Origin of the sequence: Mesorhizobium norvegicum (genome assembly GCF_004919685.1) — a bacterium.
GTDB classification, from domain to species: Bacteria; Pseudomonadota; Alphaproteobacteria; order Rhizobiales; family Rhizobiaceae; genus Mesorhizobium; species Mesorhizobium norvegicum.
In genome coordinates this window covers 1-14,369 of record NZ_SMYZ01000093.1, presented here as the reverse complement: position 1 = coordinate 14,369, position 14,369 = coordinate 1, and the positions used below count along the sequence as shown (strand labels likewise).

Below are 14,369 nucleotides of genomic sequence, written 5' to 3'. Positions count from 1 at the left end.
AATCGCAGATGATCCGGGAGAAACCAAACACCGGCTTGTCCTATGCGAGAGCTCCTTGATTATGTCGCCGGCGGGCCCGGTGGACTCTGCAATAGGGTTGCCAAGCGAGCCCTGCACTGTCCTGGCCACATTGTTTATTTTCGGCGCCAAGAGACCTATCGGGACGCTCTTGTCGCCAGAGGCTGAGGAATGACCCACAGTTAGCGGCTCGTAATCATGCGGGGCGTAGCCAAGAAGCATCACAGCACCTGCCCAATCACATTTGACCTTAAAGACCCGGCACGGCGATCAGGAACCTTCTTAAGCCCGTCACCGACTTCAGAAAGCCGACGGGAGCTGCAACGACTTGACTAGGGGTGCTCTGCGAGCTGAGCTATGACGGATTTTGGGTGACGGTGTCGATCAAGCGGCGCTTTGCGGCTTCATTTCGATGACCTCGATCCCGTCCTGGAACCTGGCACCTGCGAGCAGTTTCGGCAACTGATTTTGTCCCTTCAATCGACGCCAGGATTTGGCGGCGGCCATGACGAGCTTGAAGACCATCAGCCTGGCGGTGTTCGACGACAGGGAGCCCTTTGTGCGCACCGTTCGGTGGCGAACGGTAGCAAAGACGCTCTCGATCGGGTTCGACGTTCGCAGATGATCCCAGTGTTCGGCGGGGAAATCGTAGAACGCCAGCAACGTCTCGCGATCCTTCTTCAGGTAGTCGACCGCCTTGTTGTACTTCGCGCCGTATTTCTCGGCGAACACATCGATCGCCATTTCGGCTGCTGAGCGTGTCGGCGCGCCGTAAATCTCGCGCAAATCCGTTTTCATGTTGGCCTGCACCGAGAGCGGCACCTTGTTCAGGACGTTGGCGGTCTTGTGCACCCAGCAGCGTTGGTGCCTGGTGCCGGGAAAGACCTCATCGAGCGCCTTCCAGAAGCCAAGCGCGCCATCGCCGACGGCAATATCGGGCGCGATCTTCAGGCCACGCCGCTTCACGTCGACCAGCAGTTCGCGCCAGCTTTGCGCGCTCTCGCGAATGCCGGTCTGGAAACCGACGAGTTCCTTTTTGCCCTCGGGCGTGGCGCCGATCAGGACCAGCATGCATTCGGCTTGGTCTTCCATCCGCGCCTGCAGGTAGACCCCGTCCGCCCACACATAGACATAGCGGCGCGCCGAAAGATCGCGCTTTTGCCAGCGCTCGTAATCGGCGTTCCACTCCGCCGTCAGCCGCGTGATCACCCGAGGGTGAAAGGTTCGGTGCGTCCTTGCCCACAAGCGCGCTCAGCGCTTCCTGAAAATCGCCCGTCGAAACACCGCGCAGGTAGAGAACGGGAAGCAGCGCATCCAGCCTTCGCGTCCGACGCGCCCATTTCAGCAGGATCGATGAGGCGAACCGGACCCGATCAACCTCGCCATTCGCGCCGCGATCCCGGATCTTCACCCGGCTGACTGGCACCGGACCGATGCCCGTCTGGATGCTCCGCTCCGGGCCGTGACCATCGCGGACAATCCGGTCACGGCCATCGGCAAGCTTGACATCCCGCATCTCGGCAAGAAACGTCTCGGCCTCGATCTCGATCGCCTGCGCCAGCAATTTGCGAGCCCCGGTGCGAAGCACATCCGTCAGGGGATCATCAATTTCGTCGGGCTGACGAAGACGCGGAAAATCGGCGTCCATGGAAAGCCGAGCCTTCTGATAACAGGAACAAATTTGCCTGTGGGAAAAGCCAAGTGATAGTGGGCAGGTGGAGGAATTCAGCGAGATCGTGGCACTTCGTCTGTTCGTCGCCGACATTGCGCCGAAGCTGCCGACTTAGACCAGTGGATGGCGGCGGGTTGTCCGAATTGCATGCCGGAGAGATGAGCCCCGCGAACTGGCACTGGGTTCTCTGGATGCTTATATCTAAGCGGCGATATCGCATGGGGACCTTGCCACGATGAGTGACGATTCTTCCGACCCTCCCAAGCCCATCAAGCTTGAGGATCTCAAGATAAGAACCGACGGTAATGCCGACCCCTTAAGCGAGATTGCAAAAACGCTTGCCAGCAGCGGGCCGCAAGTAAAGCTGGCTGGAAACTTGGCACTTCGGCTTCAAGAGCAGCAGGATAAGATCACCGACTTGCTCCGGCCCTCGAATGAGGTGGAGACGCTCCGGAAGCAGTTTGAATCACTCACAAGGCCGTCCCCGGCGGTGAAGTCCATATTGGATCAGGTGGAAAGCCAGAGGCGGCTTCTCGATTCATTCTCGAAGCCAGATGCTGGGAGACCGCTGGACGAGCGAGTAATTTCTGTTCGGAGAATGCCAGATTTCCAGATGCCCAGAAACCCGATTCTGGACACGAATGCGCAGCTTGCTGAAATCGAACGGAAGTTCGAAAGCATGCTGGATGTCATGACAAACGCCGCGCGGATCGGCAACGATATTCAAGCCCAGGCAGCGACCTTCATCGGCAAGTTCGAAGAGGCCTCTAGCCAGACCGACAGTTCAGCCAAAAAAGCAATTCTTGTGGGCGTATTTGCGCTCGTGATCGCCACGCTGAGCCCCTTCGCCCCGATGGCTGTAGATTACTTTTCACCGAATCGCACCGTTCCGGCGATCGAGGCTCTCACGCGAGAGGTGGTTTCGGCCGATCGCGCGGCCAGCACTGACAACCAGAAGCTGATCGAGGCGCTCAAGGAGCGCGATGATCAAGCGACCGGACGAATTGTCGAGGAAGTTCGCCGCAAGCAGGACGAAACAAATGCCATTCTGCGGGAGCTCATTGAGACGCTGAAAGACCGCAATGTGCCTAGCAACCCCTGAGAACCGGTTCTGAGGCGCAAAGAGTTGCTCTAAGCGAACAGCTCACGGTCTCGGATCTTGAACGGGTCTGTATAGTCCTCAGCCCACCATGGGTCTTCACCGGCCGCAGGCGCCTTTTGCAAGGACAATGTCTTTTTGGCCTTTGCAGCGTCTTCCTGGGTGACGCGGAAATGGTAGTCGTCGAAGATGCGTATTCCTTCGACCATATACGATGTTGCAATTTTTTGGTCGCGGATGAGTAGCAGATTCTCTCCATTCTGAAAATCAGCGGGCTCGCTGAAGTTGTAAGAACCGGTCCACACGCGGGCGTCGGGTGTGTTGAAATCGATCACCAGAAACTTGTGGTGCAGATTTGGCCCTATGCCGGTGTAGGGTTCGACCTTAAACGGGGTCGGAACTTGCTTGTTGAGGCGAGCGAAATAGACCGGTGCAGTGTTGCCATTAGGCTTATGACGGTGACGCCGGTATTGTTGTCGGAAATGCCGTAGGTGAAAACCGGGCTGTTGGTGGCCGCTTCCACGGCGTCGGTTACAGCACCGCCTGTGATGCTCAGGAAAGCCAGAGAATAAAGGAGGCAGGCCTGGGCCTTTTCGACATCGTTGCCGATTTCCTCAAGACGGGCACGGGCTGTGTCATGGGGAGAAAAGGTGATGCTGGCATCAATGCCCGCCAAGCCGAGCGGATGCCAATCTGGTGAGGGACCGTCGGCGAACCCATCCTTTTTCCAATAGGCCTCGAACGCAGCCTTGAGAGGGGCCACGGCTTGAGCGCCCGTTAACAGCAAGGCGTTGTTCGATTGAACATATAGCCCGCGCCAGCTGAAGTTTGTCGAACCGCAGACGGCGCGCGGCACGGCCGCATCCACGATAATCATCTTATTATGTTGCAAGCCTCCCATCCGTTCCCGCTTGACGTTGTCCTCGCCAGCGGAAGCCTTGAGCAGCGTTTCGGACTGGGTCTCGCCACTTGTCTTGAGCCCATGCTTGTCGCTGTCGTCGATGATGATCCTGAGCCGCGGACCGAGCGCGAACAGGCGGTTCATAATTTCGCTTTCGCTCATGTCGTAGGCGACCATGCTGACCGTCGCGGCAGGATCGGCTACGGCTGCATCCAAAAGCGCAAAGATCTCTTTACGGGCCTCCAGTCCCATCCACTCGTAGGCATCTTCCGCGTCCGGATGCGTCGGCTTGAACGTGGTGCCCTGAGCAACGCGGACCGGCAGCAGTGTTTTGAGAGGCCCGCGGGCCTGATATTTGTCCACGAAAGCCTGGGAAGCTACATACCCTCTGGTGAAGGCCACGTTGATTTGACCGGGGTAGGTTTCCTTGCCCAGATCGATGGTCGCGGTCTGTGCCTCGCCGGGCGAAAGAGCTCCGGCCGCATCCATGAACATTGGCGTGACTATAAAATTATACGGTCCGGTCGGCGGTTCGTCGTGCGGAAAAACAACCCACCTGAATTTTTGAATAGGTGCCTCGGTTGTCCGAAAAGTCTTGTAGCCCTTGGGGTTTGGCGACCCTTCAAAATTGAGCCTGTTGTAGACTGTCGACGGCTTGGAAGCGCCGGGAGCCTGGTATTGAATGGCAAAACCGACGAAATTGGTGGGAGGCTTTTCACTGCGCCAGTTCATTGCGACCAGGGCCATTCGTTCCCCCCGGTGAACCTTGAGCGTGAATGCCGCTTTGGTGTTGCTGCCGGTAGCCTGAAAATCGTTAGCCACGACGTCCCCCTCTCGAACGAGAAATTGGGTTAGAATGCTTGCCTAGGGAAGAGGACAGGCGGGAGCCGTGCCCAGCCACCGGTTCAGCACGGCCGCAAGCCGCAATCCTGCACGCCCAAGCTGTTCATCTACGACCGGGAGCGCCTTCGCATAATAGTCGTTGTCGAGCGTCGCACCATTTGTGAGACCCGCGGCAATTTCCTGTGCCAAAGTATGTGCTTCGATCGTCCAAGCCACGGGATCAAGCGTCTCAGACGCCTCGGGATGCTTGAGAAGCCAGTCACCTTCTAGGCGGTCGACGTAGGAGCCCCAGGCATAGGTGGTTTGTTTGATGATGGTGCTATCCCAGACCGCATGAAGGTTGTCGGCAGGGGTCTTCGGCGGGCTTTTGATCAACCCGCCGAACTTCACGGTGACCGCGAGCGCGTTCTCACCAGTGTTGTCAGCCACGGTGTGGAACGGTTGGTGTAAATCTCCCACGATGTGAATGAGGTAGCGCAGGCTATCCCTGCGCCGCATCGGGTCTGTTGCGCAGGTGACTTCATGCTCGGCCCGATCGATCTCAGCGATGGCGCAGTCACCTTGCGCATTCGCAGCGCATTGGGACACCGGGTCGTACTTGCTATCGGCGAGAGGAATGTCGACGAAGTGCCAATTATAGCTCTCTGGATGAATCGCGTAGCGAACATCGTCGGCCCAGCTCGCGACGGATGCCATCGCCACCTCTCCGCCCAGGATGCGCTTAACTTCCATCAGCGCAGTGGAGGAGAGGGCGCCGCTGAGCAATTTCCGCCACGATCGCATGCCCTTCCGGACCCCATGCGAGTGCCTGGCTCGTTACCGCACCCGCAAGCATCATGCCAAGAACTGTCGCTTTCACATCGTGCTCCCTTCGTAGGTTAGCCGTCCAGTGTGTATTCCGTCTCCACGGTGATCGAGCCGACGTAGTTTGGATAATCGGACATGCCCTCGTCATCGAGCACATCGTCTCGTTCATAGTCTGGATTCGAGACGTAGATGTGAACCTTGTCACCGACGCAATCCATGGTGATGTCGCCCGCTTCATTCTGGGTGATGATCTTATAGCCGGTGTAGTAGTTGAGATGGCGAGAGGGAGCCTCGCCGATTATAATGATTTGCGGGTCGAGCTTCTTCAACCAGGAGTTTGGGATCTTGCCGCTGTCTCGCCCGTGATGTGGCGCGAACACTACTGTGGTTTTATCGAGGTCGATCGCGTCAAAAATCTCTTCCATGAATTCCGTGTGGAGGTCCCCGATCCACATGAATGTGGCGCCATTCTCAATGGAATACTGGGCTACCAACGACATGTTGTTAAATGCCACGCCGTCCTCCGCATCCTGCAGAGCCGCCTTGTAGGCTTCATTGGAGCGATCCGGCCAAAGAATGTTGATGCCTGCGGAGCCTCGATCGTCGTCGCTCTTATTCATCCACCTGCGCTTGCAGCCTTTGTAAACATGGTAGGCAGTATCGGAGTCCCTCAACTGACAGTAGCGCTCGAACGATGTGGTAGGGTTTTCCTTGGTGGCCTTGTTCGCAACAGAATAGAAGTTCGTCAGCTCAAGTTGCTCCGCAAGGTACTCAAGACCCATGATGTGGTCCTGATCAGGGTGCGTAGAGATGAACCTCGTTACGCCTTTGTCGGCGGATGCTTCCTTGATTTCATCTACGATAGCCTCTTTCTGATCATCATCCAGACAGCAATCGATAATGGTGAAATTATCGCTATTATGGCGAATGTAGAACGTATCGCCGTTACCGACCGACAGCGATTTGACCAGCGACATGGCTCAGCCTCTATGATGCTCAACACGTTTGGTGATAAAAAAATTCTGCTTGAGGTAGGCCACCAAGAACAGCGCTACCAAAGCCAAGAGCCCGACATTGACGGCCGTTCCGGCTGATACCGCGGTGCCAAAGGACTGCAGGTTATAGGCCGCAAAGACCACCACCAAGAGCGCAAAGATGGTGCGGTACATATTGCTGGTTTCGAGCAGCACCAGAATTTTCTCGTCCTTGGCGCTGGCGTCGATGAAAGCGGGGTAGTCCCGCTTCGGGAGCAGGCGTACAAACCGCAGTATCGGATCGACGAGGATCGAGCCCACCCGGCTGACAATCATGCCCAGGAAATAGTAGACCACCAGGTCGGCGACCACGGACAGGCTTTCGAAGTGGTAGATGCCGAGAATTGAGAGCAGGGCGCTCAGAATAGCGCCCGCCACTAAGTTGTTGAAAAGATTGTAGGACGAGATCTTGGCTAAGATATCGGTCATGGTGCCCCCCCGGCGTAGCGACTATATAAAGTCGACGTATCGACTTCAACACATCGTTTCAATCTTTTGCTGTATCCGCTTGGGCACTAGGCTTTGGAAATGTGTTACACAAAAACTTGCTGGACAGCCCAAGTTGTGACGATAACCGTGCGAATAGAGCGCGGCAACGGACGTCGGAATCATGTTGCAACCAAGTTCGAATGTCGCGCCGCCAGCAAAGTATAAATGTCGCATCACGGTTCTGCTGGCCGTGACGAGAGCACCCGATCGGGCGTCAGCTGGTTGGGATTGCGCAGCCCGGAACTTACATTTCCATCGTCTTATAAATGACTTAGCTTATCATAATATCCATTATGTCAAATTGATAAGCGGGAAGTCGACCACAAAGGTGAGCCTTGAGTGACGTTAACATGCTTAGAGACCCGGCGATCGCACTCCACGGTTTGATCAAGGCTGACGACGCTTACACCCTCTACTACGATGAGACGAACAACATTCGTCGACTGCATGTGCGAGCTAATGGTCTCAACGAGCGCGAGCCAAAATGTTTCGTCATCGCCGGTGTCGCACACCGAGGACCGCCTCGACCGATATCCCTGGAGGGTCTTCGATCGGAACTGAGGATCCAAGCGAGCGCTAAAGAGATCAAACTGAAGCACATCGCCACTGGTAGCTTCCTGGAGGCGCTCGCCTCGCCGAAGATGGAGGCCTTTCTAGCTTGGCTATCAGCCCAGGATTTGTATTTGCACTTCACCGTCCTCGACCCGCTGTACTGGTCGATCGTCGACATCATTGATTCGATCCTCGCTGAAGCCGGCCAAAATGCTCTCCTACCTTGGAACCAAGCCCTCAAGAACGACCTCTACACGGTGTTGCGACACGACTATGAGACCACAGTCGACATGTTCCAACGCTACACCTACCCGGACGTAGGCAGAACTCGGCGTCGGGAGTTTGTCACCGAGCTCCTGGATTTGTTAACGCATCGCGCAAACCTTCTCCCACCTCTGCGACGCAACATGCTGAAGGGGGTCCTCCAAATCGCGGCCCGGCTCGACGCCCTGCCCTTCCTTGAGGACGAGACGCCAAATGTCCTGATCGAGGGCTTTGGTCCGTTCTATCTCGAGCGCATTGCCATGCTCAAAAACTCGACCCACGTTCTCGACGATGAATACGGAATCGAGGCCTATCTCTCTGGACTGGGGCTCACGGACGGGATCAGGCCCTTGGCAAACTACCGGTTCGCGACATCCCATGACGAGCCGGGCATTCAATTGTCCGACGTCATTGCTGGTCTCCTCGGAAAGTTCTTCACTTACGTCTGCGTCACGGCCGGCGAGGAGCTTGTTCAGGACCGTCAAAATCTCTCAGCTCAGCAGATCGGCACGCTGGAGCGCTGGGCTGCGCTTACGGAACAGTCGGTCGAAGAGAACGCAGTATTTGCCCACTACCTCTTGAGCGAGCGTGATCGACACGGAGCAGCGTTCTTCCTGGATAGGACGGGCTCTTGAGGCTACGCGAACGCACTATGCGGCCGAGGTGGGTTACGACGCCCAGTCGGGCGCGAAATGAGGGATCATCGATTCATCTGAAAGGGGCGTCTCGACGGCAGGAAAGACGGCGGTGGTCCTCGCGTCCCCCACGCACGCCTTGGCGTGGGGTCAGGAACGTCACTACTTACGCAACCGGTGCGACGACCTTCGGATCGGCGGCGAGGACCGATTGGGTAATCCCGGACGGATCAGCTCCCACCCTCTTAGCCCATTCCTGCAAGTTTTGGGGTCGGTAGGAGGTGTCGGCCTGCCAGCGATCGAAAACACTCTTATCGACGGTCTCGTTGATCGTCGACGTCGTGGCGCCGGTGCCGGTCTGGGCGGCTGCGCCGATCGGCCGGTAGTAGGGACTGCTGAACCGCCGGTAGATGCCACCGAGGAACCCCGCGTATGAATCTGTGATCGGCGGGAGGGCATTGTCGCCCTCGACGTCGACATCCGCTCGGAATTTCAGGCCATGGGCTTGGGCCTTTGTCATAAGCCACTTCAGAGGAATCTGGGCCAGCAAATCGCTTGCATAACCTCCTCCCACATTTGCATGCGCCCCCACGAACCATCGCTGCTCTACGTTTGCCAAAGGTCTGGCCGGCGCGGGATTGGAACTGCCAATCACGTCTGTCCTGGTCCACAGCGTCGGGGCAAAGGAGGCGCGATGTTCGTCGACGGCCAACGCTTGATAGGCGTTTACATTGCTTAGCCTGAGATGGGTCTCGAGGAACCGATATTTCTCGATATTGCGCTTTTTGCCGACGGGGATGCCGAGAGATCCGACAGTGTCCCACACTCCTACGAACTCAATATTGATCGGCTTGGAGTAGCGCAGCACCCATTGCTCCTCCAAGCCCAGAGCCTGATTTGCTCCTCCGGAGACCACAAGGTCGCGAATTGTTTTGTCTGTTCGACGCCTGTAACGGCCATAAAGCTGCGAAACCGATAGAGGCGATCCCGGCCTGAGCAGGCCGCATTTTGAAATGAAGCCTGAGAGGCTCCGCGCCGTGTACGCGCCCCGGCTGAAGCCGAAGATATAGAGCTGATCGCCATCGTTGAAATGGTCGATCAGCCATTCATAGGCGTCGGTGATCTCATGATCGAGGCCATATCCTAATAGCCCGCCCCGGATCTTTTCTCCCAGTTGGGTGCCGACACCAGAGCTGTAATAGACCAGCTGCAGCGGATCGTCCGGATCGCAGAGAGATTTCAGGCGCCAGACATTGGTGTTGTCGCCCAACGTGTTCCAGGTTCCGTCCAGAAAGACTGCCAGCCGCTTTGGATTTCCCACGGGTTCCCCTCCCTGCAGTGGACCTTTTGATCAAGGCCAGCTTGACGACCAAGTCACGCCTTGTACCACCGCGTGTACATTAAAATCAGTTGATAGCTAATGACTCAGCTGCTCGGCAGCGGGATCGGAAAGAATAAATGCTGGCCGAGGCAGATCGTTGACTCTAAAGGTGCTGCATGCTCAGGGTAAAATGGATTCAGCACGCGGTGGGCCATGGCGGCTTCCATACCGGCCACCTCGAGGTGCCCGGCGAAGGAATATTCAACTGGGCCTTCGACTGCGGTTCGCGGCGGACTGCCAGATTCAATGAGTATCTGACCGGGTGGGCCCGTCGATCACCGATGGCACTCGACTGGTTGTTCGTGTCGCATTTCGACACCGACCATGTAAGCGGTCTCGACAGCCTCATGAGCCGCACTCTGATCGACAATGTGATGGTGCCGTACCTCAACGACCGCGAGTTCGCCTATCTGCTTCTTCACGAGGTCGCCCGCGACAACCTCGACCGCACCCTGTTTGACCTGGCGGCCGATCCTACAGGCTTTTTCGTGTCGCGTGGGGCTGAACGCGTCATCTACCTTCGTGGCAGCCTACCAGGTGACGAACCAGGAATTTCGGAGGGGCGTGGTCCCGACCGTCCCAAAGACGAGCGTGGCTGGTATACGGTGGTCAACCCGGCGCCGTGGCCAGTGTCGGACCCTAATCCGGAGATCGACGCGTCGATGTCACCGGATCGAACCCAGATCATCGACGGCGGCGTTTGCGAGATTACCTTGCATACCCGTGCCGTCGGACTACGTCTTAAACCCTATCGCGCGCCAATCCAGCCTTATACTTTGCGCGGCATAGTCAAGGCAATCGAGCATATGGTCGGTGCGACCTTCGTTGGATCGCTCCAGCCTGGACTTGGTGCTTTCGCTTATGCTGTCGCTCGTCATGCACGGCCTCCCGCGGGCCGGGCCGGGCTTCGCAACATCTACAAGCACTATGTGGGTTCTTCGAACCGCGCGTCGCTGTCGTTATTAAGCACACCGGTCGTCAGCGCCGACGTGCATCAACATTGGGAACTCCATCGACCACATCGCTGGTCTATGGGCTGGTCAGAGCCCGCGTGGCTCAATACCGGCGACGCTGAGCTGCTCAAGCCTGCCGACCTTAGCGACTGGCAATCTTGCTACCAGAATGAACTCGCGCGCGTACGGATGCTCGCCGTGCCTCACCATGGCTCGGACAAGAATTCCAATGCAGCCCTCCAGGCGCTTTGTTCCGACGCCACTTTCGTCACCCATGTCCGCACAGGAAGTAAAAGGCACCCCGGCGATGCGGTCCTTGCGGCCGCCGGAGATCGGCTGGTGTCAGTGACCGAGGAGATCGGCTCGACGGTTACGATGACTTACGAGGCCTACGATGCGAAATAAGCGGCGGGGTCTTCCCGGCCTATGGACGCGACCCGCGACATTGCTGACGATTACCTTTGACGTTTGCGTTAGGCGTGATGTCAGCCTTGGCGCAACCCGGGATCACAGATTGCTATGCCGGAGACGGTCCGGCCGGGCAGCCGCGCCCCGTTCGCTCGCAATTGGCTGGATTAAGCTAGCCAGCCCGGTTGCGCATCGGGCGTCACGCAAGTCCCCCTCGATTAAAGATGAAACGAGAATGCCGTCTTACCTAGTCGAAAGCCGCGGCTATTTCTAGCAGTCTGAGCTGCTGGTGCCGGACACAAATTTCGCCACCCCACCAGCGTCCCGGGCATGCTGCGGATATCCGAGACCGGTCGGATCGACCTGGAATTGGACGCCCCACTTGGGCGGCCCGGTCCGGTGGATCGTGTTTCGCGGCTGTTCCGCCATAAGGTCCGGTTGATAGCAGCGTGGCGGGGGTGCTTTGCCGGGACAGACGAGCAGGTGTGGCTCGGAGGATTGATCCCGAATGGTGCTAGGGCACACATGCGCCGGTGAAGCTTGCGCCTCAAACGTGACCTGTGCGCAGCTGGAGCTTCACAGACCTGGCCCTCGACCGAGCAACGTGAAGAGCGACTTGCGGTCTCGGATCTCCGCTACCATATGTAAAAAGACATACCTGCCATGCATCGCCGCCTGCGGCGTTTTGGTCCGATTGGCCTGTTGACAACTTGCCAAATAATCGTACCCTCAGTGCAGCGCGCTGCATCAGCGTATTTACTCCATTTTAACGTTGTGCCATAAAAAAGGCAGACGGTGATTCCACCGCCTGCCTTCTGTTTGTGCGTACCTGCGGACGTGGCGCCGTGAGGCTGCCCCAGACCACCGGTCCGTACCCTAGCAAGTCGGTTCTAGTGCCCCAAGGCTCCATTGACAAGCCACAGGCTTAGTTGCCGGCGGCGCGCGCACACGGAAATGATCCGTTGCGTGCCCGTTCCGGCCAACCATAGGAACCGACACAGATGCCTGCAAAACTGACCTTTTTCCCCGTAGGCAACGGGGACATGGCGCTGATCAAGCTCGACAACAAGCAAACGATCCTCGTCGACATCAACATCCGCGCCGCCGCCGACGATCCCGACGACGACAACTACGACGTTGCCCAGGATCTCAAGGGGCGCTTGTCCCGCGACGACAAGGGACGGCTCTACGTCGACGCCTTCCTGCTGTCGCACCCGGATTCGGACCACGTGACCGGGCTCATGACGCACTTCCACCTCGGCCCGCCCGAAGATTTCCCCGAGGGTGATGAAGACCTCATCCTGATCCGCGAAATGTGGTCGTCGCCGATCGTGTTTCGCCGCGCCAGCACGCAGCACACGCTGTGCGACGAAGCCAAGGCATGGGCGAGCGAGGCGCGGCGCCGCGTCAAGCTTTTCCGCGAAAAGGGCCTGGCCGGTACCGGCTCGGGCGACCGAATCCTGATCCTGGGCGAGGACAAGGACGGCAAGACCGACGACCTGACGGACATCCTGGTCAAGCAGGACGAGCTGCTGACCGCGGCCGACCGCGTCAAGGCTGGCCAGTTCGAAGGCCGCCTGCTGGCGCCGATGTACGTCGACGAAAACGACGAGGAGCTGATCGAGGTCCTCGAGAAGAACAACTCCTCGGCGATCGTGCGGTTCTCGATCGCCGCAGACGGCGTAGCCGACCCCTGCCGCTTCCTGACAGGCGGCGACGCCGACGTCTCCATCTGGGACCGGCTGTGGCAGCGCCACAAGGATAACAACAAGGACTGGCTGAGCTACGATGTCATGGAGACGCCGCACCACTGCTCCTGGCGCACCCTGAGCCACGACCGCTGGTCCGAGTTGGGTGAGAAGGTCAAGGTTTCCGAGGACGCCAGGAACGCCCTCTCCCAGACCCGTGCGGGCGCCATCATCGTGGCCTCCTGCAAGCCCATCAAGAAGGACGACGACAACCCGCCGCATGAGCGGGCCAAGCGGGAATATGTCTCGATCACCTCGGCCGAGCGCTTCATCTGCACGACCGAGTATGCCGATGAGCACGACGGGCCGGTGGAGTTCAACATCACCGGCGTCGGCACATCCAAGCAGCTGGGGCTGACCCCGAAAAAGGCCGCCGCCATCGCCGGCGTCAGCAAGGTCACCACCACGACCAGGGAACACGGCTGATCCATGGCCCTGGCAGACATGCGGCGGCACGCGGAGCACTTTCTGCGTGTCGCCCAAGACATTCCGCAATGCACGGGCTGCGGGGTGGTGGCCGTCGGCGACGACGTCGCGACCCTGTTCCTCAACCTCGCCGTCGAGATGCCGACGCATTGGCAGGCGCAGGGGTCCGCCCCGAACGGCGTCCTGCCCACCGAACGCGTCAACGTGGTGCTGGGCAGGGACTATCCGTGGCGCTGTCCGTCGTTCAGCCTGCGCAAGGATTTCCCGCGCGACCTCGCCCACCTGACGCCGGGGTCGGCGACCCTCAATCCGTCGCCCTGTCTGGTCGATGGCAATCTCGACGAGTTCTTTCACCAGCACGGGCTGCTGGAACTCGGCATCGGCGCAATCGTCAACCAGATGGGCATCTGGCTCGGGCGGGCGGCGATTGGCACCCTGATGAATGCCGAACAGGGCTGGGAACCGGTTATGCGCCAGGGGTTGCCGGACCGTCTGATCATCGATGCCGACTTCGCCCGGAGTCAGGTCACCGACAGGTCAGGGTGCGTCTGGCTCGCAACGAAATACATGCGCAGCGACGTCATCGACGGCAGACCATCCTACCTCCTTGCCGCGCACAACGAGTTCGCGGCCGCCGTCGGCGACATGACCCTCTTCCCTTTCGATCCTGAAGGCGACACCCGCTACAGTGGGATCACCGTCACGGCGCTGATGTGGCCCGCCACTGGCGCCGTCACCAACGAGGTGCTCGGCGAGACGATCGAGACCCTTGACGATCTGGCAAAACGCGCCGGCGAGATCGGTTGCGGGCGTGAGTTCACTATCTTTCTTGACCGACTCGAACGGCGTTGGCAGCGCAAGCGTTCCCGGGCGGTGTTTCCGGTGGCGGTTGTGTTCTGCGTGCGCCGCCCCTTCCCGCTGATGGGTTGCGACTCGGCGGTCGAGATGCTCCCCTACCTGTTCGAAATCACGGCGCCAGAGCAGCGCACGTCGCTGTTTGCCGGACCGCGCGGCAAAGGCGTGGTGCCGGTCGAACAGCTAGACCGCACCACCCCGAAGCTTTTGCGCACCCTGTCAGCAGCGCCCCAGTACAGTCCCTTCAGCCTGGTCGGGTGCGGCAGCGTGGGATCAAAGATCGC

General features: G+C 58.7%; 11 protein-coding genes and 1 pseudogene. 5 read left to right on the top strand and 7 right to left on the bottom strand.

All coding sequences use genetic code 11. From position 1 onward, the window contains the following. Positions 1–402: 402 nt before the first annotated feature. A pseudogene (locus tag FCU66_RS34485) lies at positions 403–1,666 on the bottom strand (IS256 family transposase). A 259-nt stretch (positions 1,667–1,925) separates the two neighbouring features. Here FCU66_RS34485 and FCU66_RS34480 point away from each other — a divergent pair. Beyond that, a complete protein-coding gene (locus tag FCU66_RS34480; protein WP_136622683.1) occupies positions 1,926–2,792 on the top strand; it encodes a hypothetical protein in 867 nt (288 codons plus the stop codon). A gap of 29 nt (positions 2,793–2,821) precedes the next feature. On the opposite strand, the gene FCU66_RS42375 is transcribed toward FCU66_RS34480, so the two are convergent. The 5 genes from FCU66_RS42375 to FCU66_RS34460 form a co-directional block, all read right to left on the bottom strand. Further along, positions 2,822–3,124 (bottom strand): phospholipase D-like domain-containing protein, encoded by a 303-nt coding sequence (locus FCU66_RS42375; protein WP_246094159.1) that lies wholly within the window; start codon positions 3,122–3,124, stop codon positions 2,822–2,824. A 26-nt stretch (positions 3,125–3,150) separates the two neighbouring features. Further along, entirely contained in the window at positions 3,151–4,512 is a 1,362-nt protein-coding gene (locus tag FCU66_RS34475; RefSeq protein WP_246094158.1) for a phospholipase D-like domain-containing protein, read from the bottom strand. A 42-nt stretch (positions 4,513–4,554) separates the two neighbouring features. Further along, positions 4,555–5,298: a S1/P1 nuclease gene (locus tag FCU66_RS34470; protein ID WP_168992225.1), complete on the bottom strand. Its 744-nt coding sequence runs from the start codon at positions 5,296–5,298 to the stop codon at positions 4,555–4,557. Between the two features lie 113 nt (positions 5,299–5,411). Beyond that, entirely contained in the window at positions 5,412–6,317 is a 906-nt protein-coding gene (locus FCU66_RS34465) for a ComEC/Rec2 family competence protein (RefSeq protein ID WP_136622681.1), read from the bottom strand. A 3-nt stretch (positions 6,318–6,320) separates the two neighbouring features. Then, positions 6,321–6,803 carry a hypothetical protein gene (locus FCU66_RS34460; protein WP_136622680.1) on the bottom strand — a complete coding sequence of 161 codons (483 nt, stop codon included), beginning with the start codon at positions 6,801–6,803 and terminating at the stop codon, positions 6,321–6,323. A gap of 395 nt (positions 6,804–7,198) precedes the next feature. Here FCU66_RS34460 and FCU66_RS34455 point away from each other — a divergent pair, with 395 nt between their 5' ends. Beyond that, the gene (locus FCU66_RS34455) at positions 7,199–8,314 is read left to right on the top strand and encodes a DUF3800 domain-containing protein (protein ID WP_136622679.1); all 1,116 of its coding nucleotides are present in this window, start codon (positions 7,199–7,201) and stop codon (positions 8,312–8,314) included. 166 nt (positions 8,315–8,480) lie between these two features. On the opposite strand, the gene FCU66_RS34450 is transcribed toward FCU66_RS34455, so the two are convergent. Then, positions 8,481–9,635: a DUF2235 domain-containing protein gene (locus FCU66_RS34450; protein WP_136622678.1), complete on the bottom strand. Its 1,155-nt coding sequence runs from the start codon at positions 9,633–9,635 to the stop codon at positions 8,481–8,483. Positions 9,636–9,811: 176 nt separating this feature from the next. On the opposite strand from FCU66_RS34450, the gene FCU66_RS34445 reads away from it, so the two are divergent. The 3 genes from FCU66_RS34445 to FCU66_RS34435 all read left to right on the top strand — a co-directional run. Beyond that, positions 9,812–11,053, top strand: coding sequence for a ComEC/Rec2 family competence protein (locus tag FCU66_RS34445; RefSeq protein WP_136622677.1), 1,242 nt, complete (start codon positions 9,812–9,814; stop codon positions 11,051–11,053). Between the two features lie 1,046 nt (positions 11,054–12,099). Continuing rightward, on the top strand, positions 12,100–13,230 hold the full coding sequence (locus tag FCU66_RS34440; protein WP_136622676.1) for an anti-phage 6A-MBL system MBL-fold protein: 1,131 nt from the start codon (positions 12,100–12,102) through the stop codon (positions 13,228–13,230). Positions 13,231–13,233: 3 nt separating this feature from the next. Beyond that, positions 13,234–14,369, top strand: a 1,136-nt coding sequence (locus FCU66_RS34435) for a hypothetical protein (RefSeq protein ID WP_136625472.1), incomplete at its 3' end; no start/stop codon positions are given.

Bases quoted from the DNA above. Each gene is read 5' to 3' on its own strand.
- FCU66_RS34480 (WP_136622683.1), top strand. From the start codon at position 1,926: ATGAGTGACGATTCTTCCGACCCTCCCAAGCCCATCAAGCTTGAGGAT.
- FCU66_RS34465 (WP_136622681.1), bottom strand. From the start codon at position 6,317: ATGTCGCTGGTCAAATCGCTGTCGGTCGGTAACGGCGATACGTTCTAC.
- FCU66_RS34460 (WP_136622680.1), bottom strand. From the start codon at position 6,803: ATGACCGATATCTTAGCCAAGATCTCGTCCTACAATCTTTTCAACAAC.
- FCU66_RS34445 (WP_136622677.1), top strand. From the start codon at position 9,812: ATGCTCAGGGTAAAATGGATTCAGCACGCGGTGGGCCATGGCGGCTTC.
- FCU66_RS34440 (WP_136622676.1), top strand. From the start codon at position 12,100: ATGGCGCTGATCAAGCTCGACAACAAGCAAACGATCCTCGTCGACATC.